The organism is Streptomyces sp. NPDC087787, from assembly GCF_044743035.1.
Classification (GTDB): Bacteria; Actinomycetota; Actinomycetes; order Streptomycetales; family Streptomycetaceae; genus Streptomyces.
In genome coordinates this window covers 55,882-81,349 of record NZ_JBIUVQ010000017.1, presented here as the reverse complement: position 1 = coordinate 81,349, position 25,468 = coordinate 55,882, and the positions used below count along the sequence as shown (strand labels likewise).

Here is a 25,468-nt window from a genome sequence, read left to right as displayed (position 1 = left end):
CTCTCCCTCGCTCGGCACGGGGCCTCGCCGAGGGCAGGGGGCGGCACACGAGCGCACACGGCGCCGCGTCCACCGGCCCATTCCGCGAGGCCCGGACGTCAGGGCACCCGGACCGGACGGCCGGGCGCGCTGTCGGCAGGTCCTCGGACTGACGCTCGTGGCGGGCCTTGGGGGCAAACGCGCACGAGTACACCGTTGCGGGACAGTTCCGGATTCGCACCGGATTCCCCTGCGGCGACATTGAGCACGAGCATACATCTTGTGCTGAGCGAGTCGGGCACCCCCATATGTTGTGCCGCGCCGACTCCGGAGCGTGTCAGAGTGTCAACTCGTAGGTGAGCAGCATGATGTCGTCCAGCTGGGGGAGCGGGTTCCAGTCCCGGCCCGGTGTGCGGACGAAGCCCAGGCGCTCGTAGATGCGGTGGGCGGTGTGCATGGAGCTCTGGGTGGACAGCACCACGCGGACACAGCCCTCCACGGCCCGTGCCCGGTCCGTACAGGCCCGTACGAGGGCCTCGCCGACGCCCCTGCCGCGCGCCGCGTGTGCGACCGCGAGCATCCGTATCTCGGTCTCCCCCAGACCGGCGAGGTCGGCCATGGGGCCGGCGCCCGGGACGAAGGTCACCCCGCCGAGCACCTCCCCGTCCACCACCGCCACCAGTACCTCGGCCGCGGCCGCCCGCTTGGCCACGTCCCGCAGCTCGCCGAGATACCCGTCGCTCTCACCGAAGTCCAGGAGCCCGTCCCGGAGGTAGGCCTGGGCGGTGATCTCACCGAGGATGCCGTACTCGCCGGGCTCGGCCGGCCGGATCATGAAGTCCATGCGCCGAGTGTGCCGCACGGGCACGGCAGCGGGCCGCCGGATTCCTCCGGCGGCCCGCGGGGTGCCTCCGGTCCCAGTGCCGCGGTACTAGTGCGGGGCCGCCGTCGTGGCCGGCGGGAGCTCCGCCTCGACGCCCGGGTCGCCGGCGTCCGCCGTATAGTCCTCCGGACGGGTCTCGTCCACGCCCTGGGGCGCGTTGACCGCCCGCAGCACGAACGTCAGGACCACCGCGACGGCCGCGTTGAGTACGAACGCCGTCAGCCCGATGTAGCCGATCTCGCCGATGCCCGGGATCTCCTTCGCCGACCCGCCGAAGTGCTTCTGCGTCGGCGAGGCGACCCCGTAGGCGGCGACCGTGCCGTAGACCATGCCGACCGCCCAGCCCGCCAGCAGCGCCCAGCGGTGGAGCCAGCGGGTGAACAGCCCGCCGACCAGGGCAGGGAAGGTCTGCAGGATCCAGATGCCGCCGAGCAGCTGGAAGTTGATGGCGACCGTCTTGTCCATGGTCAGGACGAAGACCAGCGCGCCCACCTTCACGAGGAGCGACACGATCTTGGAGACCCGGGTCTCCTCCCGCGGTGTCGCCTGCGGGCGGATGAAGTCCTTGTAGATGTTGCGGGTGAACAGGTTCGCGGCGGCGATCGACATGATGGCCGCCGGCACCAGCGCGCCGATGGCGATCGCCGCGAACGCCACGCCCGCGAACCAGTCCGGGAACATGTTCTCGAAGAGCTGCGGAATGGCCAGCTGGCCGTTCTTCACCCGCACGCCCGCCGCGATCGCCATGAAGCCCAGCAGGGCGAGCAGGCCCAGCATCAGCGAGTACAGCGGCAGGATCGTGGTGTTGCGGCGGATCACCTCGCGGCTGCGCGAGGACAGCGTCGCGGTGATCGAGTGCGGGTACATGAACAGCGCGAGCGCGGAGCCGAGTGCCAGCGTGGCGTACGTCCACTGGCCGGCCGCCGCCGGGACCAGACCGCCCGAACCCGACTCGGTGAACTTCTGGCCCGCCTTGGCGAACACCTCACCGAAGCCGCCCAGCTTGATCGGGATGTAGATGATGGCCACCGCGATCACGATGTAGATCAGGGTGTCCTTCACGAACGCGATCAGCGCGGGCGCGCGCAGCCCCGACGAGTAGGTGTACGCCGCCAGCACGCCGAAGGCGATCAACAGCGGCAGGTCCTTCACGAACCAGTGGGTGCTGTCGCCGCCGCCGACGCCCATCACGTCCAGGACCGCCTGGATGCCGACCAGTTGGAGCGCGATGTACGGCATGGTCGCGAGGATGCCGGTGAGCGCCACCGCCAGCGACAGGCTCTTGGAGCCGAACCGGCCGCGGACGAAGTCCGAGGTGGTCACGTATCCGTGCCGGTGGGACACCGACCACAGCCGCGGCAGGAACGTGAAGATCAGCGGGTACACCAGGATCGTGTACGGCACCGCGAAGAAGCCGGCCGCCCCCGTCGCGTAGACGGCGGCCGGAACGGCCACGAAGGTGTAGGCGGTGTACAGGTCGCCGCCGAGCAGGAACCAGGTCACCCAGGTGCCGAACGACCGTCCGCCCAGGCCCCATTCGTCCAGGCTGTGCTCGTTCTCGGCCCGGCGCCAGCGCGCGGCCAGGAAGCCCATGACGGTGACGAGCAGGAAGAAGAAGACGCAGACGCCGAGCGCGACGCCGTTGACCCCGTCCTTCACTTGACCGCACCCCCGTCCTCGGCCGTCGCGGCGGAGGCCGGCCCGGCGGCCCGGGAGGTCCCGGCGGTGCGCCGGTCACGCTGCCACAGCCGGTACGCGGTCATCGTCAGGACCGCGGAGACGAGTACCCACAGCATCTGGTACCAGTAGAAGAACGGGATCCCGACGAGGGCCGGGTCCTTCCTCGCGTACGACCCCACCCACAGCAGCGCCACGAAGGGGGCGACGAGGCAGAGGGCGATGGCGACCCGTAAGGGGGTCACCACCGCTCTGGTGGCTTCCGGGGCATTCGACATGTGGCGACTCCGTCCCCTAGCTGATCACCGAGCGTCCGTGCGGTGCGCACGCAATGTAGATCACGGTGTCACAGGTGCGGAATCCCTCGTGCGCATGACGCCACGGACCGCCACGAGATTCTTACTCCGTCACAAGGCCCTTACTCCTGCGGGCGCTTGAGGCGGGCCACGAACTTGTAGCGGTCCCCGCGGTACACCGACCGCACCCACTCCACCGGACGGCCCTCGCGGTCCAGGGAGTGCCGGGAGAGCAGCAGCATCGGCAGGCCGACGTCGGTGCCGAGCAGGCCCGCCTCGCGCGGAGTGGCCAGCGAGGTCTCGATGGTCTCCTCGGCCTCGGCGAGATGGACGTCGTAGACCTCGGCCAGGGCGGTGTACAGGGAGGTGTACTTCACCAGGCTGCGCCGCAGCGCAGGGAAGCGCTTGGCCGACAGGTGGGTGGTCTCGATGGCCATGGGCTCGCCGTTGGCCATGCGCAGCCGCTCGATGCGCAGCACCCGCCCCCCGGCGGTGATGTCGAGCAGTTCGGCCAGGCGGTCGTCGGCGGTGACGTAGCCGACGTCCAGCAGCTGCGAGGTCGGTTCCAGGCCCTGCGCGCGCATGTCCTCGGTGTAGGAGGTCAGTTGCAGCGCCTGGGAGACCTTCGGCTTGGCGACGAAGGTGCCCTTGCCCTGGATGCGCTCAAGACGGCCCTCGACGACGAGCTCCTGAAGCGCCTGCCGCACCGTGGTCCGCGAGGTGTCGAACTCGGCCGCCAGGGTCCGCTCCGGCGGCACCGGAGTGCCCGGCGGCAGTGTCCGGGTGATGTCGAGCAGGTGCTTCTTCAGGCGGTAGTACTTGGGCACGCGCGCGGTACGGACGGTCGCCCCACCCTCGTTCTCCGCACTGCTGACGTCGGTGCTCATGCTCTGCCTTTCCGGCTCCTGTGCCGAAGCGGCCGACGTCCCGTCGGCCCCGGCTCACATCGTGGCACGGCTTCGCGCGCCGAGTGGTCACCCGTACGCTCCGTGATCTCCTCTGTATACCGTCGTGACCCCGGATGGTCTAGTCCATAGCTCCGGCCTGGGCGGGTGGTCCACCTGGCCAGGCCGGTCCGGCGGTCGCGTACGGTCGCCACTGGTCCAGTGGAGCGCGGGCGTCCATTTTGCCGGACGAACAATGAAAGGTCCCTGCATATCGCGGTCCCATAACGGACCGTCTGAGCGGGTCGGCGCACTCTTGACAGCCCTATTGGTCTGGGCCAAGCTCCCCCTACTGGTCTACACCATTGGTCCAGGTCCCGGCCCCACGGGCGGTTACGCCGACGCTCGGATGTCGCTCAACCGCGGGGAGGCAGGGGGGTTTGTGGCATCCCTGAGGAGGGTGGCGTGAAGCGCAAGCTGGTAGCCGCGATCGGTATCGCGGGCATGATGGTCTCCATCGCGGCGTGTGGGGGCGGCAAGGACGACGACGGGGGCAAGGCCAAGAGCGGCAAGGACGGCTACGCCGGCCAGACGCTCACCGTGTGGGTGATGGACGGCTCCTCCCCGGACCAGTGGCAGAAGGACGTCACCGCGGCCTTCGAGGCCAAGACCAAGGCCAAGGTCAAGTTCGAGATCCAGCAGTGGGACGGCATCCAGCAGAAGCTGACCACCTCCCTGTCCGAGGAGAACCCGCCGGACGTCTTCGAGATCGGCAACACCCAGACCCCGGCCTACGCCAAGACCGGCGGCCTCGCCGACCTCGCGGACCTGAAGTCCTCGATCGGCGCCGACTGGACCGAGGCTCTCAACAACTCCTCCGTCTACGAGGGCAAGCAGTACGCGGCCCCGTGGTACTTCGCCAACCGCGTCGTCCTCTACAACAAGAAGCTCTGGGCCGACGCCGGCATCAAGGACACCCCCAAGACCCGCGACGAGTTCTACGCCGACCTCAAGAAGGTCGGGGACAAGACCGGCGCCGAGCCGATCTACCTGCCCGGCCAGAACTGGTACCACTTCGTCGGCCTGGTGATCGGCGAGGGCGGCGAGCTGGTGAAGAAGGACGGCGACAAGTACGTCTCCAACCTGGCCGACCCGAAGATCGCCGCCGCCATGGAGACCTACAAGAAGTTCCAGGCCCTGTCCAAGGCGCCCAAGGACAAGGACGAGGCCCACCCGCAGCAGGGCGAGGTCTTCGCCAAGGGCAAGGTCGGCGCCTTCATCGGCATGGGCTGGGAGGCCGGCATCGCGATCAAGGCCAACCCGGAGATCGAGAAGGAGATCGGCTACTTCACCATCCCGGGCGCCACGGCCGACAAGCCCGAGGGCGTCTTCCTCGGCGGCTCCAACCTCGCCGTCGCCGCGGGCAGCAAGAAGCAGGAACTCGCCCGTGAGTTCCTGAAGATCGCCCTGTCCGACCAGTACGAGGGCCAGCTCGCCAAGGAGAACGGCGTCATCCCGAACAAGGAGTCGCTGCAGAGCAACCTCCAGGGCAACGCCGTCGCCGAGGCCGCCGCCCCGGCCGCCGCGGGCGGCGGCACCACGCCGCTGATCCCGGAGTGGGCCGCGGTGGAGAACGACCCGAACCCGGTCAAGGCCTACATGACCGCCGTGCTGAAGGGCAAGTCCCCGGCCGACGCCGCCAAGCAGGTCGAGGGCGAGTTCAACAAGCGCCTGGCGCAGAAGCAGTAGTACCGGGTGAGCCGGGGCGGGGCGGCCCAACCATGGACGGCCGCCCCGCCCCGGCACCTGTAGGCGGGTCGACCCACGCAGGCCGAGAAGAGAGATCGCGAGCATGACCGTGCAGACCGAACGGCCGCCCTCAGGCCCGGTGGACGCCCGCAGGGCGGACGGCCGGGCACCGGGCGGTCCGACACCGCGAGCCGCCTCGCGCAGCGGCGGGTTCGCCCCCTATCTGTTGCTGCTGCCCGCCTGCGCGGCCACCGTGCTGCTGCTCGGCTGGCCGCTGCTGAAGGACTTCCTGCTGTCGTTCCAGAACCTCAACATGACGCAGCTGATCCAGCACGTCACCGAGTGGAACGGCATCGAGAACTACACGGAGACCCTCACCAGCGAGGACTTCTGGGGGGTCACCCTCCGCTCCATCCTGTTCACGGCGGTCAACGTCGCCCTGATCATGGTCCTGGGCACGCTGGTCGGTCTGCTGCTCGCCCGCCTCGGCAAGCGCATGCGGTTCACCCTGATGATCGGCCTGGTGCTGGCCTGGGCCATGCCCATCGTGGCGGCCAGCACCGTCTACCAGTGGCTGTTCGCCCAGCGCTTCGGCGTCGTCAACTGGGTGCTGGACAAGCTCGGCTGGCACTCGATGGCCGACTACAGCTGGACCAGCAGCCAGATGTCGACGTTCTTCGTCATCACCGCGCTGATCGTGTGGGGGTCCATCCCGTTCGTCGCGATCAACCTGTACGCGGCGACCACCACCATCCCCGCCGAGCTGTACGAGGCGGCCTCCCTCGACGGCGCCGGTGCCTGGCGGAGCTTCACCACGGTCACCCTGCCGTTCCTGCGGCCCTTCCTCTACGCGACGACCTTCCTCGAGGTCATCTGGGTCTTCAAGGCGTTCGCGCAGGTACTGCTCATCAACAACGGCGGCCCGGACCGGCTCACCGAGACCCTGCCCATCTACGCCTACATCGAGGGCTTTGGCAACCAGCACTACGGCATGGGTTCGGCGATCGCCGTCCTGACCATCCTGATCCTGCTCGGCCTGACCGCCTACTACCTCAGGGTCGTGCTCAAGCAAGAGGAGGACGAGCTGTGAAGCGCTCGCTCTTCGGCCGCCTGTGGCCCAACGTCACGGCCGTCGTCCTGTTCATCGGCTTCGTCTTCCCCGTGTACTGGATGTTCTCCACGGCCTTCAAGCCGACCGGCGACATCATCTCCGAGGACCCGGTGTGGTTCCCGGTCGACTTCACCGTCGAGCACTTCAGGACGGCGACGCAGGTCGACCACTTCTGGACGTACGTCAGCAACTCGGTGACCGTCACCGTCCTCGCCGTCATCTTCTCGCTGTTCATCGCGCTGGCCGGTTCCTTCGCCCTGGCGCGGATGCGCTTCAAGGGGCGGCGCGGCTTCGTCATCGGCTTCATGCTGGCCCAGATGGCGCCCTGGGAAGTCATGATCATCGCCATCTACATGATCGTGCGCGACGCGTCGATGCTGAACAGCCTCGTGCCGCTGACGCTCTTCTACACCATGATGATCCTGCCCTTCACCATCCTGACGCTGCGCGGCTTCGTCGCCGCCGTGCCGAAGGAACTGGAGGAGGCGGCCATGGTGGACGGCTGCTCCCGGATGACGGCCTTCCGCCGGGTCATCCTGCCGCTGCTCGCCCCGGGCCTGATGGCCACCTCGCTGTTCGGCTTCATCACCGCCTGGAACGAGTTCGCCCTCGTCCTGGTGCTGAACAAGGACCCCGAGTACAAGACGCTGCCGCTGTGGCTGTCGAGCTTCCAGACCCAGTTCGGCGACGACTGGGGGGCGACCATGGCGGCCTCCTCCCTCTTCGCCGTCCCGATCCTGATCCTCTTCGTCTACCTCCAGCGCAAGGCCGTCAGCGGCCTGACCGCGGGCGCCGTGAAGGGATAACGCCACCCGATGACGACAATCGCCAGCGGCACCGACACACTCACCCGTGACGCGCTGACCGTCCTCCAGCCCGGCTTCACCGGGACCACGGCCCCCGACTGGCTGCTCCGGCGCCTCGGTGAGGGGCTGTCCTCGGTCGGACTGTTCGGCCGGAACATCGCCTCGCCCGAACAGCTGGCCGCGCTCACCGCCCAGTTGCGCGCCGAGCGCGAGGACGTCCTGGTCGCCGTCGACGAGGAGGGCGGCGACGTCACCCGTCTGGAGGTGCGCACCGGCTCCAGCTTCCCCGGCAACCACGCGCTGGGCGCGGTGGACGACGTGGAGCTGACCGAGGCCGTCGCGCGCGAACTCGGCCGGCGGCTGGCCGAGTGCGGAGTGAACCTCAACTGGGCGCCCTCCGCCGACGTCAACTCCAACCCCGGCAACCCGGTCATCGGCGTACGGTCCTTCGGTGCCTTTACCGACCTGGCCGCCCGGCACACCGCCGCCTACGTCACCGGCCTCCAGTCCGCGGGTGTCGCCGCCTGCACCAAGCACTTCCCCGGGCACGGCGACACCGCCGTGGACTCGCACCACGCGATGCCCCGCATCGACGTGGACGCCGAGGTGCTCCAGGCGCGCGAACTGGCCCCGTTCCGCGCGGCGATCGCCGCCGGCAGCAAGGCCGTGATGAGCGCCCACATCCTGGTCCCGGCCCTGGACCCGGAGCTTCCGGCAACGTTGTCCCGCCGGGTGCTGACCGACCTGCTGCGCGGCGAACTCGGCTACGAGGGCCTGATCGTCACCGACGGCATGGAGATGCGGGCCATCGCGGACAACTACGGCATCCGGCGCGGCAGCGTCCTGGCCGTCGCCGCCGGTGCCGACGCGATCTGTGTGGGCGGCGGACTGGCCGACGACGAGACCGTGACCGGTCTGCGCGACGCCCTGGTCGCCGCCGTCCGCTCCGGGGAACTGCCGGAGGAACGGCTGGCGGACGCGGCCGAACGGGTCCGCGCCCTCGCCCGCTGGACCGCCGCGGCCGGGAACCGGGCCGGGGCGCGGGGCGCCGCCGACCCGGAGGTCGGACTGCGGGCGGCCCGGCGCGCGCTGCGCGTCACCGCCGCGGACGGCTTCACCCCGCTCACGGAGCCGCCCTACGTCGCCGCCTTCACCCCCGTCGCCAACATCGCTGTCGGCGACGAGACCCCGTGGGGCGTGGCCGCCGAGCTCGGCCGCCTCCTGCCGGGCACCCGGACGGGCAGCTTCGCCGGCGAGGACGCGGGCCGCGCGGCCCTCCAGGAGGCCGGCGCCCGGCGTGTGGTGGCCGTCGTCCGCGACGAGCACCGCCACCCCTGGATGGCGGCCGCCCTGGACACCCTGCTCGCGGCCCGCCCGGACACGGTGATCATCGAAATGGGCGTCCCCCAGGCACCCCCGCGCGGCCCCCTCCACATCGCCACCCACGGCGCGGCCCGCGTCTGCGGCAGAGCGGCGGCGGAGATCCTGACGGGCGGGTGAACCGCCCACCGGCCTCTCGCCAGGGCCGAGCCGCACGGCTGCCGAAGCGGTGACGCCGGCCACCCCCAGGGGGTGGCCGGCGTCAGTGTGGGCCGGAGGGTCAGATGCCCTGCCAGTTGGGCTTGTTGACGTAGGTGTGGCGGAAGTAGCCGGCCAGCTTCAGCTTGGACGCGGCGGCCTCGTCGGCGACGACCGTGGCGTGCGGGTGGAGCTGGAGGGCCGAGGCGGGGCAGACGGCCGCCAGCGGGCCCTCGACGGTCGCCGCGACCGCGTCCGCCTTGCCCTCGCCCGTGGCCAGCAGCACCAGGTGCCGGGCCTCCAGGATCGTCCCGATGCCCTGCGTGATCACATGGTGCGGCACCTGCTCGACATCGCCGTCGAAGAAGCGCGCGTTGTCGGCGCGGGTCTGCTCGGTGAGCGTCTTGATCCGGGTGCGCGAGGCGAGCGACGAGCACGGCTCGTTGAACCCGATGTGCCCGTCCGTCCCGATCCCGAGCAGTTGCAGGTCGACGCCGCCGGCCTCGGCGAGCGCCCGGTCGTAGGCCGCGCAGGCCGACCGGACGTCGTCGGCCGTGCCGTCGGGCCCGAGGAAGGCGTCCATCCCGATGCCGAGCGGCTCCAGCACCTCCCGGCGCAGCACCGAGCGGTAGGACTCGGGATGTTCGGCGGGCAGCCCCACGTACTCGTCGAGCTGGGCGATCCGCGCTCGCGAGAGGTCCGCCGCACCGGAGCGCACCTTGGCCGCCAGCGCCTGGTACACGGGCAGGGGAGTGGAGCCCGTGGCCACGCCGAGCAGGGCGTCGGGCTTGCGCCGGAACAGCTGCGCCATCGCCTCGGCGATGAGTTCGCCGCCCGCTCTGGCGTCCGGAACGATGACAACTTCCACGCTGGGCCTGCCGATCTGAAGTGGATCTGAAGGGGACGGACCCGGTAACGGGGGTCGTGTGGTTTAGACCAATCCACGCCCAATCTAACAGAGTCGGGCCTCGCCGCGTCCTGCCCGTCCGTCCCGTGCCCGAAGCGGCGGGGGCGGACGTCCGGGCCCGGATCGCGACCGGCGTACGACGGCGTGAGCCGGGGGAAGCCGAGGTACTCAAGGAAATCGCCCCCGCCATCCGGCCCCACCGCCGAGCGGGGCGGGCTAGGCTGCGGGGGGCACGCCGGATGATCCGGAAGTTCCGGTCGGCCGGCCGGACCGGGCCCCACCCCGACCGGTCGTTCGGTGAAGAAAGCACAACAACCGCCGTCCCGCGCATGGACAGGGCAAGTGGTCTAGTCCAGAATGCTGCGGAGGCGTCTCGAAGAGCGCACACGCGCGGCCCCGCCCGCGCACGACAGGTGAACGCACGAGCCTCCGCCTTCCCCGCACAGGAAGGCGGACCGAGGATCCGGAGCTCTCTGCCCTGACTGCCCCGGTTCCTCATCCTTCGGCCGACCGGGACCGCACGCCCGCGGCCGATGCTGCTCCGGGCTGCGGTGCCGGGAGGGTTGAGGGTCCCTCTCAGGCGCCGCGGCCCGCGGGTGTCTCCGGGGGCCGCGCGCCTTTGCCGCCTCCGCCGCCTCCGCTCGATTCGGGCCCGCACAAATGCACGGGTACGCTCACAGACGTGCCCTCCATGAACGAACTCGTACGCCAGCACACCGCGCTCGACGACTCCGATCTCGAGTGGCTGCACATGCTGGTCTCGGAGTGGCAGCTGCTCTCCGACCTCTCCTTCGCCGACCTGGTCCTGTGGGTCCCCACCCTGGACGGCACCCGGTACGTCTCGGTCGCCCAGATGCGCCCCAACACCGGTCCCACCTCGTACCAGAACGACATGGTCGGCCACCTCGTCCCGCGCGGCCGCCGCCCGATGCTGGACGCCGCACTCGACGAGGGCCGGATCGTGCGGGAGGGCGACCCCGAGTGGCGCGAGGAGGTCCCGGTCCGCGTCGAGTCCATCCCGGTGCGGCGCCAGGGACGTGTCCTCGGCGTCATCGCGCGCAACACCAACCTGCTCACCGTGCGCACCCCGAGCCGGCTGGAGCTGACGTATCTGCAGAGCGCCTCGGACCTGGCGCAGATGATCGCGGCCGGCTCCTTCCCGTTCCCGGACCAGCAGGTCGACATGGACGCCTCGCCCCGGGTCGGCGACGGCCTGATCCGGCTGGACGCGGACGGCATCGTCCAGTACGCCTCGCCCAACGCGCTCTCCGCCTACCACCGCCTCGGCCTCGCCGCCGACCTCGTCGGCCACCACCTGGGCGAGACCACCGCCGAACTCGCCCCCTCCCGGGCCCCGGTGGACGAGGCGCTGGTGAAGCTGGCCAGCGGCTGGGCGCCGCGGGAGTTCGAGATCGAGGCCCACGACGGGGTGATCCAGTTCCGGGCCATCCCGCTCAAACCCAAGGGCACGCGCATAGGTTCGCTGGTCCTGCTCCGGGACGTGACGGAACTGCGCCGCCGCGAGCGGGAGTTGATCACCAAGGACGCGACGATCCGGGAGATCCACCACCGGGTCAAGAACAACCTCCAGACGGTGGCGGCCCTCCTCAGGCTGCAGGCCCGGCGCATCGAGTCGGAGCGTGGCCGCGAGGCCCTGGAGGAGGCGGTCCGCCGGGTCGGCTCGATCGCCATCGTGCACGAGACGCTCTCCCAGACCCTGGACGAGCGCGTGGAGTTCGACGAGATCGCCGACCGGGTGCTCGCGATGGTCGCCGAGATCTCCCCGGGCAAGGTGGCCGGCCGGCGCAGCGGCCGCTTCGGGATCCTGGACGCGGAGGTCGCCACCCCGCTGTCCATGGTGCTGACCGAGGTCCTGCAGAACGCCCTGGAACACGGCTTCCGCGAGGGCGAGACGGGGACGGTGGAGGTCTCCGCGGTCCGCGGCGGCACCTCGCGCGAGGCCCGACTGCTCGTCACCGTCCAGGACGACGGCGTGGGTCTGCCCGACGGCTTCGACCCGCACAGCTCGGGCAACCTCGGCCTGCAGATCGTACGGACCCTGGTCGAGGGGGAGTTGGGCGGCACCTTCGACATGGTCCCGGCTCCGGAGCGCGGCACCCGAGTGGTCCTCGACATCCCCGTGCAGACGCACAAGTAGCCCGCACGGCAGGAACGCCGGCCCCGCACAGCAAAGAGCCCCGGACCGAAGTCGGTCCGGGGCCAGTCGCTCGTTGCGTCCTGTGTGCGCATCGGGGGTACTGCGCGCTGCGGCTCGGGGGCGGGAGATGCGTACTCGTTGCACGCGCCGCCAAGCTCAGGCTGTCAGCGGGGTGGCTGTGGTCAGGCGGAGGCCTGACGAGCCCGGTTGCGGGCGGCGCGGCGCTTCATCGCGCGACGCTCGTCCTCGCTGAGACCACCCCAGACGCCGGAGTCCTGACCGGACTCGAGCGCCCACTGCAGGCACTGCTCCATAACCGGGCAGCGACGGCAGACGGCCTTGGCTTCCTCGATCTGCAGCAGCGCAGGACCGGTGTTGCCGATGGGGAAGAACAGCTCGGGGTCTTCCTCGCGGCAAACGGCGTTGTGACGCCAGTCCATGGCTGCTACCTCTCTTGGTATTACATGCGGATTGCTTGTGAATGTGAACGCTTTCACGAATCCCTCAACAAGGGAAGGGCCGACTGCCAGGTTCCCTGGCGTGGTCCTGTGATTCGTAGAGGGGTTCTGGTGATCTCTGGGGCCCGTGTGGTGGGCCGTCCCGATCGCCACGTAGAGACTCGCAAACCTCAGCGGCGGATACAACCCCTTCCGGAAAGTTTTTTTTGATTCCTCGGTGTCGACTAGGTCACAGCCGTACTTCCATGGGGTGGATCCTGGCCTAAACGTTCGAGTGAAAGGACTTTCGCCCCTTCTACTCACACAATCACACGCAGTGCACGGCGTACGCCTGTGAACGTCACGCTTCGACGCAGCCCCAGGTGGTCACCGTCCATCTGGAGGGGTAGCGGCACCTTCGAATGCAAGGTGAAGCGGCTCAGATCGTGCAGGGAGGCCGCATGCCTGCCCTGGGGTCCTCGCTCGGGGGACGAAGTGAGCAACTGGGTGCCATACCGGGCAACCGCGGCGGTCGACAGGCGGCTGAGACCGAGCACATCGAGCCCGGTATCGAACGAGGCCTTAGGTGACGTGTACATCGGGCGATTGCCGAGATACGTCCACGGCGAGGTGTTCGAGACTATCGCCACCACCAGGTCGGTCAGCGGGTCCTCTCCGGCGCGCTCCAGGGTGATCGACCCGCGCCGCCGGCTCGACTCCCCGAGGAACTGGCGGACCACCTGCCGTACGTACAGGGCGTGCGTGGACTTCTTGCCGCGCTCGCGCTGCTGCTCCACCCGGCCGACCACACCGGCGTCGAAACCGAGCCCGGCGTTGAAGGTGAACCAGCGCTCCGGAACCGCCGCGTCGTCGGTGCCGGGCGTGCCCGAGGCCAGACCCAGGCCGACCGTGCGCTCGCTGCCCAGGCGCAGGGCGTCCAGGATCGCGCCGGTGGCCTCCACGGCGTCGTTGGGCAGACCCAGGGCGCGGGCGAAGACGTTGGTGGAGCCGCCGGGCACCACCGCCAGGCGGGGAAGGCGCTCGGGGTCCGGGCCGCGGTGCAGCAGACCGTTGACGACCTCGTTGACCGTGCCGTCGCCGCCGAGGGCCACCACCAGGTCGATGTCGTCGCTGTCCGCGGCCTGCCGGCCCAGGTCGCGGGCGTGGCCGCGGTACTCGGTGGTGACCGCGTCCAGCTTCATCTCACTCGCGAGCGCGTGGATCAGGACGTCGCGCGTACGTGCGCTTGTGGTGGTTGCCGCCGGATTGACCACGAGAAGTGCACGCATGAGGTGCAGCGTACCTACCGGACAGTACCGACCCCACCCCGAGGTAGGGATCGGGTAAGAGACCGGGGCGTGAGCCTGCACACGGTGGTCCTGACCGCGACGGCTACCCTGCTGGAGTGAGCAGTGACCGCGAATCCGCACCGAAGCCTACGAAGAACACGGAGCCCACGGACGCCACGGACACGGCGGACGCCGCAGGTCCGCGCCCGCGGCGGCTGACGTACGCGGCGGCGCTGGCCGGGCTGGAAGGGCTCGTGCTGGTCGTCGGCGGGATCTGGATGCTCGTCGCGGGCGTCACCGGCCACGACGGCGACCGGCGGACCGGCGTCACCGGCGGCATCACCGTGCTCGTGCTCGCGCTGCTGCCGCTGCTCGCCGCCCGCGGACTGCTGCTGCGCCGCGGCTGGAGCCGGGGGCCGGCGGTCATCACGCAGATCATGGCGCTGCCCGTCGCCTACAACCTGCTGCGGTCCGACGGCGTGGCCATCCCGGCCGGCATCGTGCTCGCCGCGGTGGCCGTCACGTCGCTGGTGCTGCTCGTCAACCCGGAGACGACCCGGGCCCTCGGCATCAAGGGCCCGGGCCGCGGCGGGGAGAGCGGACAGCGGTAGCCGGTGACGGCCGGCCTCCGCCCCGGCCGTCCCGGTTCCCGCGATCCCTCTTTCTCCTACTCCTCCACGAGCAGCTTCTCCCGCAGCTGGGCCAGTGTCCGGGCCAGCAGCCGGGAGACGTGCATCTGCGAGATGCCGACCTCCTGCGCGATCTGCGACTGGGTCATGTTGCCGAAGAAGCGCAGCAGCAGGATCCGCTTCTCGCGCGGCGGGAGATCCTCCAGCAGCGGCTTCAGCGACTCCCGGTACTCCACGCCCTCCAGCGCCTCGTCCTCGGCGCCGAGGGTGTCCGCGACCGCCGGGGACTCGTCGTCCGTGTCGGGGACGTCCAGGGACAGCGTGGAGTAGGCGTTGGCGGACTCCAGGCCCTCCAGGACCTCCTCCTCGGAGATGGCGAGCTTCTCCGCCAGCTCGTGCACCGTGGGGGAGCGGCCGTGGAGCTGGGACAGCTCGGCCGTCGCGGTGGTCAGCGCCAGGCGCAGCTCCTGGAGCCGGCGCGGCACGCGCACCGCCCAGCCCTTGTCCCGGAAGTGCCGCTTGATCTCGCCGACGACCGTCGGAGTGGCGTAGGTGGAGAACTCCACGCCGCGGTCCGGGTCGAACCGGTCGACCGACTTGATCAGGCCGATGGTGGCGACCTGGGTGAGGTCGTCCAGCGGCTCGCCGCGGTTGCGGAAGCGGCGCGCGAGGTGCTCGACGAGCGGCAGGTGCATGCGGACCAGCTGGTTGCGCAGCTCGGCGTACTGCGGGCTGCCCTCCTGCAGGGCGCGCAGCTGGACGAACATCGCACGTGCGCCACTGCGGTCCTGAGGGTCGTGCCGCGCGTTGCGCACGATCGGGGCGGCGCGCGACCCGTCCTCGCCGTTGCGCTCGTGCTCGCTCATCGTCCCGCCCGTCGCCCTTCCCCGAGCCCTCGCCTCCTTCCCCGCGTTCTCGCCTTCGCTCGAACGGGAGGAGTCCCCGTGAGGGGGAGGACCGCCGTGGCCGGCGACCAGCGGCTCGTCCTCCGGGTGCGGCCTGGCCTGCTCCGGGATGCCGTCGATACCGTCCGCCGCGCGCCGGACCGCGGCCGGACCGCCCCGGGCGGCGCCGCCCGGAGCCCCGGCCCCGTCCGCGCGCGCCGGGGGCCCGCCCTCGGGCAGCTCCCGTGTGCCGCGCTCTTCGTCCCGCACCGGACCGTCCCCGTTCCTCACGCCGGCCCGGGTCCCGCGCCGCGCTGTTTGTAGAGGCTGATCGACACGGTCCTGTCCTCGTCCACGGCGGAGGAGACCTTGCCCGCGAGCGCGGACAGGACGGTCCAGGCGAACGTGTCCCGCGAAGGCGCGTGACCGTCCGTCGTCGGGGCCGAGACAGTGACCTCGAGCGAGTCGTCGACCAGCCGGAAGACACAGCTGAGCACCGAGCCGGGCACGGCCTGCTGGAGCAGGATCGCGCAGGCCTCGTCGACCGCGATGCGCAGGTCCTCGATCTCGTCGAGGGTGAAGTCCAAACGGGCCGCGAGGCCGGCCGTGGCCGTCCGCAGCACCGACAGGTAGGCACCCGCAGCCGGCAGCCGGACCTCCACGAAGTCCTGGTTCGCCACGGGCTCGCCTGCGATCTGGGACACCCTCACCTCCAAGGTGGTACAAGCTCTCTCAGGGCCGGGGGCATCCCCCCGGGACAACGCGATTCATGGTTCAGCGGTGACGCTACCGCGCGCCCGGCCTTCCTGTCCCGGGGCCCCGACCCCTGCTGTCACTCATAGTAAAGCTACGGATACGCTCCGTGGCTAGGGGTCTGCGGGCCCAAATGGGAACGGCGGGCGCCGGGTTGACGTACCCAGACGTCAGACGGTCGAACCGTCCTCCGGTTCCGGTCACACGAGCACGTGGTCCACGAAGCACCAGCGCCAGTCCTCGCCGGGCTCGAAGGTCCGCATCACCGGGTGCCCGGTGTCCTTGTGATGCTTGGTCGCATGCTGTCCCGGTGACGAGTCGCAGCATCCGACGTGGCCACAGGACAGGCACAGCCGCAGCTGCACCGGATGCGTGCCGTCCGCCAGGCACTCCGGACACGTCTCGCACTCGGGCACGGGCTCCGGGTGCGGCAGCGTGCCGGCGTGCGTGCACTGTTTCATGATTGCCAGATTACGACGCTCGTGCGGGGGACCGCGCGGAAAGCGGCCGGGAGACGAACGACGGGTGGGCGAGGACCATGGACGTAGTGCCGCTGCTGTTCCTGGTGGCGGGCAGCGCCACGGTGGCCGGGGTCGCCCGGCGCACCCCGGTGCCGGCGCCCCTGCTGCTGGTCGCGGCCGGACTGGCGGTCTCCTACGTCCCCGGGGTCCCCGCCTACGCCCTGGATCCCGGCGTGGTCCTGCCCCTGCTGCTGCCGCCGCTGCTGTACACCTCCGCCAGTGACAGCTCCTACCTCGACCTGCGCGCGCAACTGCGTCCCGTGGCGCTGCTCTCCGTGGGCTACGTGCTGTTCGCGACCTTCGTGGTCGGCTGGGCCGCGTACCTGCTCGTGCCGGGGCTGCCGCTGACCGCGGCGCTGGTGCTGGGCGCGGTGGTGGCGCCGCCGGACGCGGTCGCGGCGACGGCCGTGGCCCGGCGGGTCGGGCTGCCCTCGCGGATCACCACGATTCTCCAGGGCGAGTCCCTGCTCAACGACGCCACCGCGATCACCGCCTACCGGGTGGCGCTGGCCGCCGCCGTCGGCGAGGGCGCGACCTGGGCGGGCGGCGTGGGGGAGTTCCTGGTCGCGGCGATCGGCGGCGTCGGCATCGGTCTGGTGGTGATGGCGCCGCTGCACTGGCTGCGCACCCACCTGAAGGAGGCGCTGCTGCAGAACACGCTCTCCCTGCTGATCCCGTTCGTCGCCTACGGCGTCGCCGAGCAGGTGCACGCCTCCGGGGTCCTGGCCGTCGTCACCGTCGCCCTCTACCTCGGGCACCGCGCCTGGGAGGTCGACTTCGCCACCCGGCTCCAGGAGGAGGCGGTGTGGAAGATGGTGGCGTTCGTCCTTGAGTCGTCGGTGTTCGCCCTCATCGGACTCCAGCTCCCGGTCGTCCTCGGAGGCCTCGGGACGTACTCGGGACCCGAGGCCGCCTGGTACGCGGTCGCCGTCTTCCTGGTGGTCGTCGCCACCCGGTTCGTGTGGGTGTACCCGGCGGCGTTCCTGCCCCGGCTGCTGTCCCGGCGCATCCGGGAGCGCGAGGAGAATCCCACCTGGAGGGGCGCGATGGTCACCGCGTGGGCCGGGATGCGGGGCGTGGTGTCCCTGGCCATCGCCTTCTCGATCCCGGTCACGCTGCACGACGGCGGGCCCTTCCCGAAACGGAACCTGCTGCTCTTCCTGACCTTCACGACGGTCATCGGGACCCTGGTGGTGCAGGGCCTGACACTGCCGCCGCTGATCCGGCTGCTGAAGTTCCCCGACCGCGACCCGCGGGCGGAGACCCTGGCCGAGGCGAACGCGCAGGCACAGGCGTCCCTGGCCGCCGAGCGGCGCCTGGAGGAGCTCCTGGCCGACGAGCGCAACGCCCTGCCCCCGCCGCTCGCCGACCGCCTCCGCTCGGTCCTGGAGCGGCGCCGCAACTCCGTCTGGGAGCGCCTCGGCCAGGCCAACCCCGTCACCGGCGAGTCCGTCGACGACACCTACCGCCGCCTGTCCCGCGACGTGATCGGCGCCGAACGCGAGGTCTTCGTACGCCTCCGTGACGGCCGCTACATCGACGACGAAATGCTGCGCACCTTGCTGCGCAGGCTCGACCTGGAGGAGGCGGCTGCCTATCGAGAGGCGGCGTGAGGGGACGGGCAGGGCCTGCGGAAGGCCGAGCCGGGTGGTGGTGCGGGCGCCGGGGGCGGGGCGTGAGGGGTCCGGGTGGCTCGGGCGGGTGCCGGGGTGCGGGCGTGACGGACCGGTGGCGGCGTTGTGGCGCCGGGCGGTTCAGGCCGTCGGCGGGAAAGGGGTGCCCGTGATGATCGCGGCGATCGTCGTGCCGCGCGGGAAGGCGTCCTCGGCGGCCAGGGTGACCAGGCCGTACAGCAGTTTGGCGACGTAGAGGCGCTCGACGGGGACGCCGTGCCGGGCGGTGAAGTCCTCGGCGAAGGCGTCGAGTTCGGCCGGGACACGGGCGTAGCCGCCGAAGTGGAAGCGCTCGTCGAGCGACCACGTGCCGCGCCGGGCGCCGAAGGCCCGCTCCTGGAGGGCCTCGATGTCCGCCGCCAGGAAACCGCCCCTGAGGACCGGTATGCCGAGGGCACGCCGGCCGGGCGCGAGACCGGCGGCCAGGCCGGCCAGCGTGCCGCCGGTGCCGCAGGCCAGCGCGACGACGTCCGCGTGCTCGCCCAGCTCCTCGCCCAGGGCCCGGCAGCCGCGTACCGCCAGGGCGTTGCTGCCGCCCTCGGGGACCACATGGGCGTCCTCGGCGCCCGCGGCGCGCAGCAGGGCCGCCAGCGTCTCCGGCTCGGCCTTGCGGCGGTACGTCGACCGGTCGGTGAAGTGCAGCCGCATCCCGTCGGCCGCGCAACGCGCCAGGGAGGGGTTCAGCGGGCGCCCGGCCAGCTCCTGGCCGCGGACCACACCGACCGTCGGCAGGCCCAGCAGGCGGCCCGCCGCGGCCGTCGCGCGCAGGTGGTTGGAGTAGGCGCCGCCGAAGGTCACCACCGTCCGGCCGGCCGCGGCCCGCAGATTCGGGGCGAGTTTGCGCCACTTGTTGCCGATCAGCTCCGGGTGGATCAGATCGTCGCGCTTCAGGAGCAGCCGCAGTCCGCGACGGGTGAACCGGTCGTCGGCGACCTCCTGGAGGGGCGAGGGCAGCCGGGGGGACAGCGCGGCGGGGCCGGGGGCGGCGGAGCGGGTCACCCGGCCATTGTCGCCGCCCGGCCCGGGAAGCGGCACGGCCGGCGAGGCACCGCGAACCCGCTGGTCACGCGAAGGGGAAACGCAAGTTCTGCCCGTGGCGACAGTGATCCATTCCCGCTCTTTCGGGTAATAGCACGACCACGCTCCGTGCTGGAAGGCTGGCGCACGCAAATCGATGCGCGGCCGAGCGTGCCGGGCATGAGCGGGAGGGCAATTCTCTATGTCGGTAGGCGAAGAGGTCCGCACGGAGCAGGACCGGCCGCAGCAGAGCCTCGGCACCGCGGCCGCGCGGAACCTGGCCACCACCACCAAGTCCGTTCCCCAGATGCAGGAAATCAGCTCGCGCTGGCTGCTGCGCATGCTGCCCTGGGTCGACGTGCAGGGCGGCACGTACCGGGTGAACCGGCGGCTCACCTACGCCGTCGGCGACGGCCGCATCACCTTCGTGAAGACAGGCGACCGCGTCGAGGTCATCCCGGCCGAGCTCGGCGAACTGCCGGCGCTGCGGGACTACGAGGACGACGACGTGCTCTCGGAGCTCGCCCAGCGCTGCCGCCAGCGCGAGATCGAGGCGGGCCAGGTCATCGCCTCCTTCGGCAGCCAGGCCGAGGAGGTGTACCTGCTGGCGCACGGCAGGGTCCAGAAGGTCGGCACCGGCCCCTACGGCGACGACCAGGTCCTCGGTGTCCTCGCCAACGGCGCGTACTTCGGCGATCAGGCTCTCCTCGACCCGGACGCCATCTGGGAGTACACGGCCCGCGCGGACACCGCGTGCACCGTCCTCGTGCTGTCCCGCCGCGACGTCGAGCAGATCGCCGAGCGCGCCGACTCGCTGCGCGCCCACCTCCGGCAGCGGGCCTCGACCTCCGACCAGAACGCCAACAGGTACGGGGAGAAGGCGGTCGAACTCGCCGCCGGACACAGCGGTGAGCCGGACATCCCGCACACCTTCGTCGACTACGAGGCCAGCCCCCGCGAGTACGAACTGAGCATCGCGCAGACCGTCCTGCGCATGCACACACGCGTGACCGACCTCTACAACCAGCCGATGAACCAGACGGAGCAGCAGATCCGGCTGACCGTCGAGGCGCTGAAGGAGCGCCAGGAGCACGAGCTGATCAACAACCACGACTTCGGCCTGCTCCACAACTGCGAGTACGACCAGCGGATCCACCCGCACGACGGCGTGCCAAGCCCCGACGACATGGACGAGCTGCTCAGCCGGCGCCGCGGCACCAAGCTGTTCCTCGCCCATCCGCGCGCGATCGCCGCGTTCGGCCGCGAGCTGAACAAGCGGGGTCTGGTCCCGGAGACCATCGACATGGGCGGCAACCGCATCCCCACCTGGCGCGGGGTGCCGATCTTCCCGTGCAACAAGATCCCGGTCACCGAGGCACGGACCAGCTCGATCATCGCCCTGCGCACCGGCGAGGAGGACCAGGGCGTCATCGGGCTGCGCGCGAAGGGCATCCCCGACGAGATCGAGCCGAGCCTGTCCGTGCGGTTCATGGGCATCAACGAGCAGGCGGTCATCAAGTACCTGGTGACGGCCTACTTCTCGGCGGCGGTGCTGGTGCCGGACGCGCTGGGAGTCCTGGAGGGCATCGAGGTCGGCCGTTGGCGCTGACCACACGCGCCGGCTCCCGGTGTCCCGGCCCGCCGGGCCGGGTACACCCCCGGGGGACGCGCCCAGTTCCGGCTGCGGAAGCGCCACCGTCCGCGGTCTCTTCGCGGGGGATCGGATGTGGATCGGATGGTTGAGTTCATGACGGAGACGACGCGGCGCCCGACCGGCGTGCCCCGCCCCGCGGGGGCCGAGCGGCCGGCGGGACCCGGCTCCGCCGAGAGCCTTCTCCCACGCGCCGCCCCTGGTTGGTCGGGCGGCCCGGCCGCGCCCGACGGACACGACGCGGCGGTGATCCTCGAACGCTCCCGGGCGTCGGTCGACCCCGAACTGCGGGCGGCCGTCGCCTCGCTGCCCGCCTCGATGCGCCGGATCGCGCGCTACCACTTCGGCTGGGAGCACGCGGACGGCACCCCGGCCGCGGGCAACGGCGGCAAGGCGATCCGCCCGGCACTGGTCCTCACGGCGGCCACCGCGCTCGGCGGGCCGCCCGCCCGGGCGATGGCGGCGCGGGCCGCGGCGGCGGTCGAACTGGTCCACAACTTCACGCTGCTGCACGACGACGTGATGGACCGGGACGCCACTCGGAGGCACCGGCCCACGGCGTGGACGGTGTTCGGCGAGAACGACGCGATCCTCGCCGGGGACGCGCTCCAGGCGCTGGCCCTGGGACTGCTCGCCGAGAACCCGCATCCGGCGTCACCGGCCGCCGCCGCCCGGCTCGCGGGCTGCGTCGTGGAACTCTGCGAGGGCCAGCGGACGGACACCGCCCTGGAACGGCGCGCTCCCGGCGAGGTCACACTCGCCGAGGTGCTCGCCATGGCCGAGGCGAAGACGGGGGCGCTGCTCGGCTGCGCCTGTGCCGTGGGGGGCCTGTACGCGGGGGCGGGGAAGGAGGCGGTCGAGGCGCTGGACGCGTTCGGCCGGCAGGCGGGGCTCGCCTTCCAGCTGATCGACGACGTGATCGGCATATGGGGCGACCCGGCCCGCACCGGGAAACCGGCCGGTGCCGACCTCGCCGCCCGCAAGAAGTCCCTGCCGGTGGTCGCGGCACTGACCTCCGGCACCCCGGACGCGGCCGAACTGGCCGAGCTGTACGCCCGGCCCCACCAGGAGGGGGAGGAGGAGCACCTGGCGCTGGTGGTGGAGCGGGCCGGTGGGCGGGACTGGGCGCAGGCCCAGGCGGCCGACCGGATGGCCCGGGCCGTGGCCGACCTGGCCCGCGCGGTACCGGATCCGGCGAACGCGGGCGGACTGCTGGCCCTGGCCGAGTTCGTGACCAGACGCTCCAGCTGACCCCGCCGGAGAAGACCCCGGAGCCACCGGGCCCGTACGGCTCCTGACCCCGTACGGCCGTCGGCGGCTCCGGCGCGGCGGACCCCGCACTGCCCCACGGTGTGCGGGGCCCGCCTCTTTCGCTAGGCTCAACTCCCTTATTTCGAGCGGTACTTGAGTTGAGAGGATGGACCATGGGCGTGGGGATCCGGGCGGCTGGGGAAGGCGACCGGGAACTGGTCGTGCGGCTGCTGGACGAGGCCTTCCAGGACGACCCGGTGAGCGGCTGGGTCTTCCCGGAGCGGGAGTACCGCCGCAGGACCCACCACCGGCTGATGGCCGCCTTCACCGACATCGTGCTCGCCGAGGGCCGGATCGACGTGACCGAGGACAGCACGGCGTGCGCCCTGTGGCTGTCGATGCCGGCGGCCGGCGGCGACGGCCCGGACGGCGGGGGAGGCGGGGGCGGCTCGGAAGAGGCCGACGACGCGGACGACGCGGTACGGCTGCGCGAGAGCGTCGACCCGGCGAACCCGCGGGTCGAGGAGATCGCCCGGCTGATGGCCGATTCCCATCCGGCGGACCGCGCCCACGAGTACCTGTGGATGATCGGCGTCGCACCGTCCCACCAGGGCGAGGGCCTGGGCGGCGCCCTCGTCCAGCACGTCCTCGACCGCTGCGACCGCGAGGGCCTGCCCGCCTACTTGGAGGCCAGCAGCGAGCGCAGCACGAAGCTCTACGAACGCCTGGGCTTCACCTTCGCCGACCACACCCTCGACCTCCCGGACGGCCCCCGGATGTGGCCGATGTGGCGCGAACCCGTCACCGGCCGGGGGCACTGACCGCCGGACCCACGAGCTCGGGACGGCTCAGGGCGGCTCACCGCGCCCCCAACGTGTTGCGGACTTCCCTCCAGGGGAGGCGGGCCAGCAAGTGGGCGTCGAGGAAGCCCCGTTCGGAGGCCGGGTCGTGGAGCAGCCGAGCGACCGTGACGAGCCCGGCCCCGGCCAGCAACTCGGCGAACCGGTCCACGGGCCAGCTGTAGGCGGGCGCCACCTTGTGGTCGAAGAGGACCGGCTCCGGTCCCTCGGTCCCGAAGAACGAGACCAGGAGCAGGCCCCCCGGCGCCAGGACACGTACCTGCTCGGCGAGCAGCGCGGGCAGTTCCCCAGGCGGGGTGTGGATCACCGAGTAGTGGGCCAGCACTCCGCCGAGGGCGTCGTCCTCGACCGGCAGGGCCTCCATGCGCGCCTCGCCGAACCGCAGCGCCGGATGGGCCCGCCGGGCATGGTCGACCATGCCCGGGGAGAGGTCGAGCCCGAAGGCATCCAGCCCCAAGTCGTGCAACATGGCCGTCAGATGTCCGGGCCCGCACCCGACATCGGCTGCCCGCAGGTTCCCCGTCTCGCGCACCAGCTCGGCGAAGGTGCCGACCATGGCTCGTGCGAACGGCTGCGTCTCCAGCCGATCGGCGAACAGCGACGCATAGAGCTCGACGACCCCGTCGTAGGCCGCCCTGGTCTCCTGCTGGTGTTCCACCACGGGGAAGAACCTAACACCCGTTCCGTTCACGGCCGTTCGCTGTTCGGCGAACCGCTCGACCTGCTCATCCGACGAACAAGGACGTGACCTGCCCTGCCCAGGCCACCGGCCAGGCGGGATCGGCGAGGACGCGGTCGGCGTGGCAGATCTACGCGCACCTGTGGCCGGGCGAAAAAGACCGCACCCGGGCCGCCATGGACGCCGTGCTCGGCGACCTGCGGACCGGGTGCGGACCGGAAGACCGTGCGACAAAGAAATCGCAGGTCAAACGGCATGATTCAAGATCAGGCCTTCTTGGTCTCCCAGAAGATCTTGTCGATCTGGGCGATGTAGTCGAGCGCCTTCTGGCCCGTGGCCGGGTCGGTCGAGGCCTTGGCGGCGGAGAGGGCCTTCAGCGTGTCGTTGACCAGCTGGTGCAGCTCCGGGTACTTCTCGAAGTGCGGGGGCTTGAAGTAGTCGCTCCACAGCACGGAGACATGGTGCTTCGCCAGCTCGGCGCGCTGCTCCTTGATGACGGTGGCACGCGTCTGGAAGTGCGGGTCGTCGTTCGCGGCCATCTTCTCCTGGACGGCCTTCACCGACTCCGCCTCGATGCGGGCCTGGGCCGGGTCGTACACACCGCAGGGAAGGTCGCAGTGCGCGCTGACCTTGACCTTGGGGGCAAACAGGCGGGAAAGCATGGAGCCATCCTTCCTCGTGATCGTCTTCTCAGGTGGGACATTACTCCCTGCCAGGCGTGTTTTCGCGAGTGCCCCCTAGGGCTTAGGACAAAAGTCCGGGGTGAGACTGAGACTGGTGGAGGAACGTGACCGGGGAGGTGCCGGGGATGCCGGAACTGTCGCAGGAGACCGAGCGCAGGGGCGCCGTACTGCCCTTCGGGCTGGCCGAGGTGACCGGGCCGTCCATGGTGCCCACGCTGTACCACGGGGACCGGCTCGTGGTGCAGTACGGCGCCCGGATCCGGCCCGGTGACGTGGTGGTCCTGCGGCATCCGTTCCAGCAGGACCTGCTGGTCGTCAAGCGGGCCTCGGAGCGGCGCGACAGCGGCTGGTGGGTGCTGGGCGACAACGCGTACGCGGGCGGGGACAGCACCGACTACGGGACCGTGCCCGAGGACCTGGTCCTGGGCAGGGTGTGGTTCCGCTACCGGCCGCGCAAGCGCGCTCAGCGCTCGCCGCTGGCGCTCGCGCGCTGGGTGCTCTCGGCGGCCCGGCCCGTGTTCACCGACCGGTCCGCCTCGAGGCGCTTGCGGGCCCGGTAGGCGGCGACGTTCGCGCGGGTCGCGCAGCGGTCGGAGCAGTAGCGGCGCGAGCGGTTGGTCGAGGTGTCCAGGTAGGCGTTGCGGCACGGCGCGGCCTCGCACAGGCCGAGGCGGTCGACGCCGTACTCCGTGAGGTGGAAGGCCAGGCCCATCGCCGCGATCGCCGCGTAGCCGGCGGTCGCGTTGGACGGGTGGTCCGCCAGGTGCATGTGCCACAGCGGGCGGCCGTCGTCGTCGCGGTGGTCGTGTCCCGAGATCTGCGGGCTCACCGGGAACTCCAGCAGCAGGGAGTTCAGCAGGGCCACCGCGAGCGTCTCGTCGCCCTGGTCGGCCGCCTCGAAGACCGAGCGCAGCCGGGCCCGTACCGAGCGGAAGCGCGTGACATCGGCGTCGGTGGCCCGGCGGGCCGCGGAGGCGTTGGCGCCGAACAGGTCCCGGACCGCGTCGACCGAGGTCAAAGTGTCCTTGCCCCGGGCCGGTTCCTCGCTGTTGACGAGCCGTACGGCGTAATCCGAGTAATAGGCCAGTTCCACTTGTAGTCCTTACTGGGGCACTCTATGGTCGGCAGGGCGGTCGGTAACAGCCGGCTGGCCTTCAAGGGTATTACGTGACG

25 protein-coding genes and 1 riboswitch are annotated in these 25,468 nt (G+C 71.1%); of the genes, 11 read left to right on the top strand and 14 right to left on the bottom strand.

Translation table 11 applies throughout. The features are described from left to right. Positions 1-116: 116 nt before the first annotated feature. Positions 117-271: riboswitch (cobalamin riboswitch) on the bottom strand. 45 nt (positions 272-316) lie between these two features. The 4 genes from ACIOWN_RS25780 to ACIOWN_RS25765 all read right to left on the bottom strand — a co-directional run bounded on the left by ACIOWN_RS25780 (position 317) and on the right by ACIOWN_RS25765 (position 3,722). Next, on the bottom strand, positions 317-823 hold the full coding sequence (locus tag ACIOWN_RS25780) for a GNAT family N-acetyltransferase (protein ID WP_362353252.1): 507 nt from the start codon (positions 821-823) through the stop codon (positions 317-319). 87 nt (positions 824-910) lie between these two features. Then, entirely contained in the window at positions 911-2,521 is a 1,611-nt protein-coding gene (gene mctP, locus ACIOWN_RS25775) for a monocarboxylate uptake permease MctP (protein WP_362353251.1), read from the bottom strand. After that, positions 2,518-2,817: a DUF3311 domain-containing protein gene (locus ACIOWN_RS25770; protein WP_362353249.1), complete on the bottom strand. Its 300-nt coding sequence runs from the start codon at positions 2,815-2,817 to the stop codon at positions 2,518-2,520. Before ACIOWN_RS25770 ends, mctP begins: the two co-directional genes overlap by 4 nt. A 140-nt stretch (positions 2,818-2,957) precedes the next feature. After that, positions 2,958-3,722 carry a GntR family transcriptional regulator gene (locus tag ACIOWN_RS25765; RefSeq protein ID WP_362353247.1) on the bottom strand — a complete coding sequence of 255 codons (765 nt, stop codon included), beginning with the start codon at positions 3,720-3,722 and terminating at the stop codon, positions 2,958-2,960. A 462-nt stretch (positions 3,723-4,184) separates the two neighbouring features. On the opposite strand from ACIOWN_RS25765, the gene ACIOWN_RS25760 reads away from it, so the two are divergent. The 4 genes from ACIOWN_RS25760 (at position 4,185) to ACIOWN_RS25745 (ending at position 8,885) form a co-directional block, all read left to right on the top strand. Further along, on the top strand, positions 4,185-5,468 hold the full coding sequence (locus tag ACIOWN_RS25760) for an extracellular solute-binding protein (protein ID WP_362353245.1): 1,284 nt from the start codon (positions 4,185-4,187) through the stop codon (positions 5,466-5,468). Between the two features lie 103 nt (positions 5,469-5,571). Beyond that, positions 5,572-6,558 carry a sugar ABC transporter permease gene (locus ACIOWN_RS25755; RefSeq protein ID WP_362353243.1) on the top strand — a complete coding sequence of 329 codons (987 nt, stop codon included), beginning with the start codon at positions 5,572-5,574 and terminating at the stop codon, positions 6,556-6,558. Further along, positions 6,555-7,385: a carbohydrate ABC transporter permease gene (locus ACIOWN_RS25750; RefSeq protein WP_362353241.1), complete on the top strand. Its 831-nt coding sequence runs from the start codon at positions 6,555-6,557 to the stop codon at positions 7,383-7,385. The genes ACIOWN_RS25755 and ACIOWN_RS25750 overlap by 4 nt, the downstream gene beginning before the upstream one ends. Before the next feature lie 9 nt (positions 7,386-7,394). Then, positions 7,395-8,885, top strand: coding sequence for a glycoside hydrolase family 3 protein (locus ACIOWN_RS25745; RefSeq protein WP_401983421.1), 1,491 nt, complete (start codon positions 7,395-7,397; stop codon positions 8,883-8,885). 100 nt (positions 8,886-8,985) lie between these two features. Here the strand turns inward: ACIOWN_RS25745 and nagB are convergent, their stop codons facing one another. Further along, positions 8,986-9,771, bottom strand: coding sequence for a glucosamine-6-phosphate deaminase (nagB, locus tag ACIOWN_RS25740; RefSeq protein WP_362353237.1), 786 nt, complete (start codon positions 9,769-9,771; stop codon positions 8,986-8,988). A gap of 730 nt (positions 9,772-10,501) precedes the next feature. On the opposite strand from nagB, the gene ACIOWN_RS25735 reads away from it, so the two are divergent. Then, positions 10,502-11,968: a PAS domain-containing sensor histidine kinase gene (locus ACIOWN_RS25735; RefSeq protein ID WP_362353352.1), complete on the top strand. Its 1,467-nt coding sequence runs from the start codon at positions 10,502-10,504 to the stop codon at positions 11,966-11,968. A 182-nt stretch (positions 11,969-12,150) separates the two neighbouring features. On the opposite strand, the gene ACIOWN_RS25730 is transcribed toward ACIOWN_RS25735, so the two are convergent. Beyond that, positions 12,151-12,408 carry a WhiB family transcriptional regulator gene (locus ACIOWN_RS25730; protein WP_016639615.1) on the bottom strand — a complete coding sequence of 86 codons (258 nt, stop codon included), beginning with the start codon at positions 12,406-12,408 and terminating at the stop codon, positions 12,151-12,153. Between the two features lie 317 nt (positions 12,409-12,725). Next, positions 12,726-13,694 (bottom strand): diacylglycerol/lipid kinase family protein, encoded by a 969-nt coding sequence (locus ACIOWN_RS25725; protein WP_398142824.1) that lies wholly within the window; start codon positions 13,692-13,694, stop codon positions 12,726-12,728. Between the two features lie 116 nt (positions 13,695-13,810). Here ACIOWN_RS25725 and ACIOWN_RS25720 point away from each other — a divergent pair, with 116 nt between their 5' ends. Beyond that, positions 13,811-14,305: a hypothetical protein gene (locus tag ACIOWN_RS25720; RefSeq protein WP_401983420.1), complete on the top strand. Its 495-nt coding sequence runs from the start codon at positions 13,811-13,813 to the stop codon at positions 14,303-14,305. Between the two features lie 56 nt (positions 14,306-14,361). On the opposite strand, the gene ACIOWN_RS25715 is transcribed toward ACIOWN_RS25720, so the two are convergent. From ACIOWN_RS25715 to ACIOWN_RS25705, 3 genes are all read right to left on the bottom strand, one after another. Further along, entirely contained in the window at positions 14,362-15,477 is a 1,116-nt protein-coding gene (locus ACIOWN_RS25715) for an RNA polymerase sigma factor SigF (protein ID WP_362353233.1), read from the bottom strand. A gap of 17 nt (positions 15,478-15,494) precedes the next feature. Next, positions 15,495-15,911, bottom strand: a complete 417-nt coding sequence (locus tag ACIOWN_RS25710; protein WP_067236910.1) for an anti-sigma regulatory factor — start codon at positions 15,909-15,911, stop codon at positions 15,495-15,497. A 249-nt stretch (positions 15,912-16,160) separates the two neighbouring features. Continuing rightward, the gene (locus tag ACIOWN_RS25705; protein ID WP_326804054.1) at positions 16,161-16,421 is read right to left on the bottom strand and encodes a UBP-type zinc finger domain-containing protein; all 261 of its coding nucleotides are present in this window, start codon (positions 16,419-16,421) and stop codon (positions 16,161-16,163) included. 77 nt (positions 16,422-16,498) lie between these two features. Between ACIOWN_RS25705 and ACIOWN_RS25700 the strand changes: the two genes are divergently transcribed. Beyond that, positions 16,499-18,094: a Na+/H+ antiporter gene (locus ACIOWN_RS25700; RefSeq protein WP_401983419.1), complete on the top strand. Its 1,596-nt coding sequence runs from the start codon at positions 16,499-16,501 to the stop codon at positions 18,092-18,094. 141 nt (positions 18,095-18,235) lie between these two features. Here the strand turns inward: ACIOWN_RS25700 and ACIOWN_RS25695 are convergent, their stop codons facing one another. Next, entirely contained in the window at positions 18,236-19,153 is a 918-nt protein-coding gene (locus ACIOWN_RS25695; RefSeq protein ID WP_362353229.1) for a pyridoxal-phosphate dependent enzyme, read from the bottom strand. 220 nt (positions 19,154-19,373) lie between these two features. Here ACIOWN_RS25695 and ACIOWN_RS25690 point away from each other — a divergent pair, with 220 nt between their 5' ends. From ACIOWN_RS25690 to ACIOWN_RS25680, 3 genes are all read left to right on the top strand, one after another. Then, positions 19,374-20,780 carry a family 2B encapsulin nanocompartment shell protein gene (locus ACIOWN_RS25690; RefSeq protein ID WP_362353227.1) on the top strand — a complete coding sequence of 469 codons (1,407 nt, stop codon included), beginning with the start codon at positions 19,374-19,376 and terminating at the stop codon, positions 20,778-20,780. 126 nt (positions 20,781-20,906) lie between these two features. After that, on the top strand, positions 20,907-22,073 hold the full coding sequence (locus tag ACIOWN_RS25685; RefSeq protein ID WP_362353225.1) for a family 2 encapsulin nanocompartment cargo protein polyprenyl transferase: 1,167 nt from the start codon (positions 20,907-20,909) through the stop codon (positions 22,071-22,073). Positions 22,074-22,246: 173 nt separating this feature from the next. Then, complete coding sequence (locus tag ACIOWN_RS25680; RefSeq protein WP_401983418.1) at positions 22,247-22,894, top strand: GNAT family N-acetyltransferase; 648 nt, start codon at positions 22,247-22,249, stop codon at positions 22,892-22,894. A 37-nt stretch (positions 22,895-22,931) separates the two neighbouring features. On the opposite strand, the gene ACIOWN_RS25675 is transcribed toward ACIOWN_RS25680, so the two are convergent. Together ACIOWN_RS25675 and sodN are read right to left on the bottom strand one after the other, a co-directional pair. Beyond that, complete coding sequence (locus ACIOWN_RS25675; RefSeq protein WP_362353221.1) at positions 22,932-23,594, bottom strand: class I SAM-dependent methyltransferase; 663 nt, start codon at positions 23,592-23,594, stop codon at positions 22,932-22,934. Positions 23,595-23,878: 284 nt separating this feature from the next. Beyond that, positions 23,879-24,274: a superoxide dismutase, Ni gene (gene sodN / locus ACIOWN_RS25670; RefSeq protein WP_069765939.1), complete on the bottom strand. Its 396-nt coding sequence runs from the start codon at positions 24,272-24,274 to the stop codon at positions 23,879-23,881. A 146-nt stretch (positions 24,275-24,420) separates the two neighbouring features. Between sodN and sodX the strand changes: the two genes are divergently transcribed. Further along, complete coding sequence (sodX, locus tag ACIOWN_RS25665; RefSeq protein WP_362353218.1) at positions 24,421-24,855, top strand: nickel-type superoxide dismutase maturation protease; 435 nt, start codon at positions 24,421-24,423, stop codon at positions 24,853-24,855. Here sodX and ACIOWN_RS25660 read toward each other — a convergent pair. Next, on the bottom strand, positions 24,759-25,388 hold the full coding sequence (locus ACIOWN_RS25660; RefSeq protein ID WP_401983417.1) for a CGNR zinc finger domain-containing protein: 630 nt from the start codon (positions 25,386-25,388) through the stop codon (positions 24,759-24,761). The two genes, sodX and ACIOWN_RS25660, sit on opposite strands and share 97 nt — an antisense overlap. Positions 25,389-25,468: the final 80 nt, after the last annotated feature.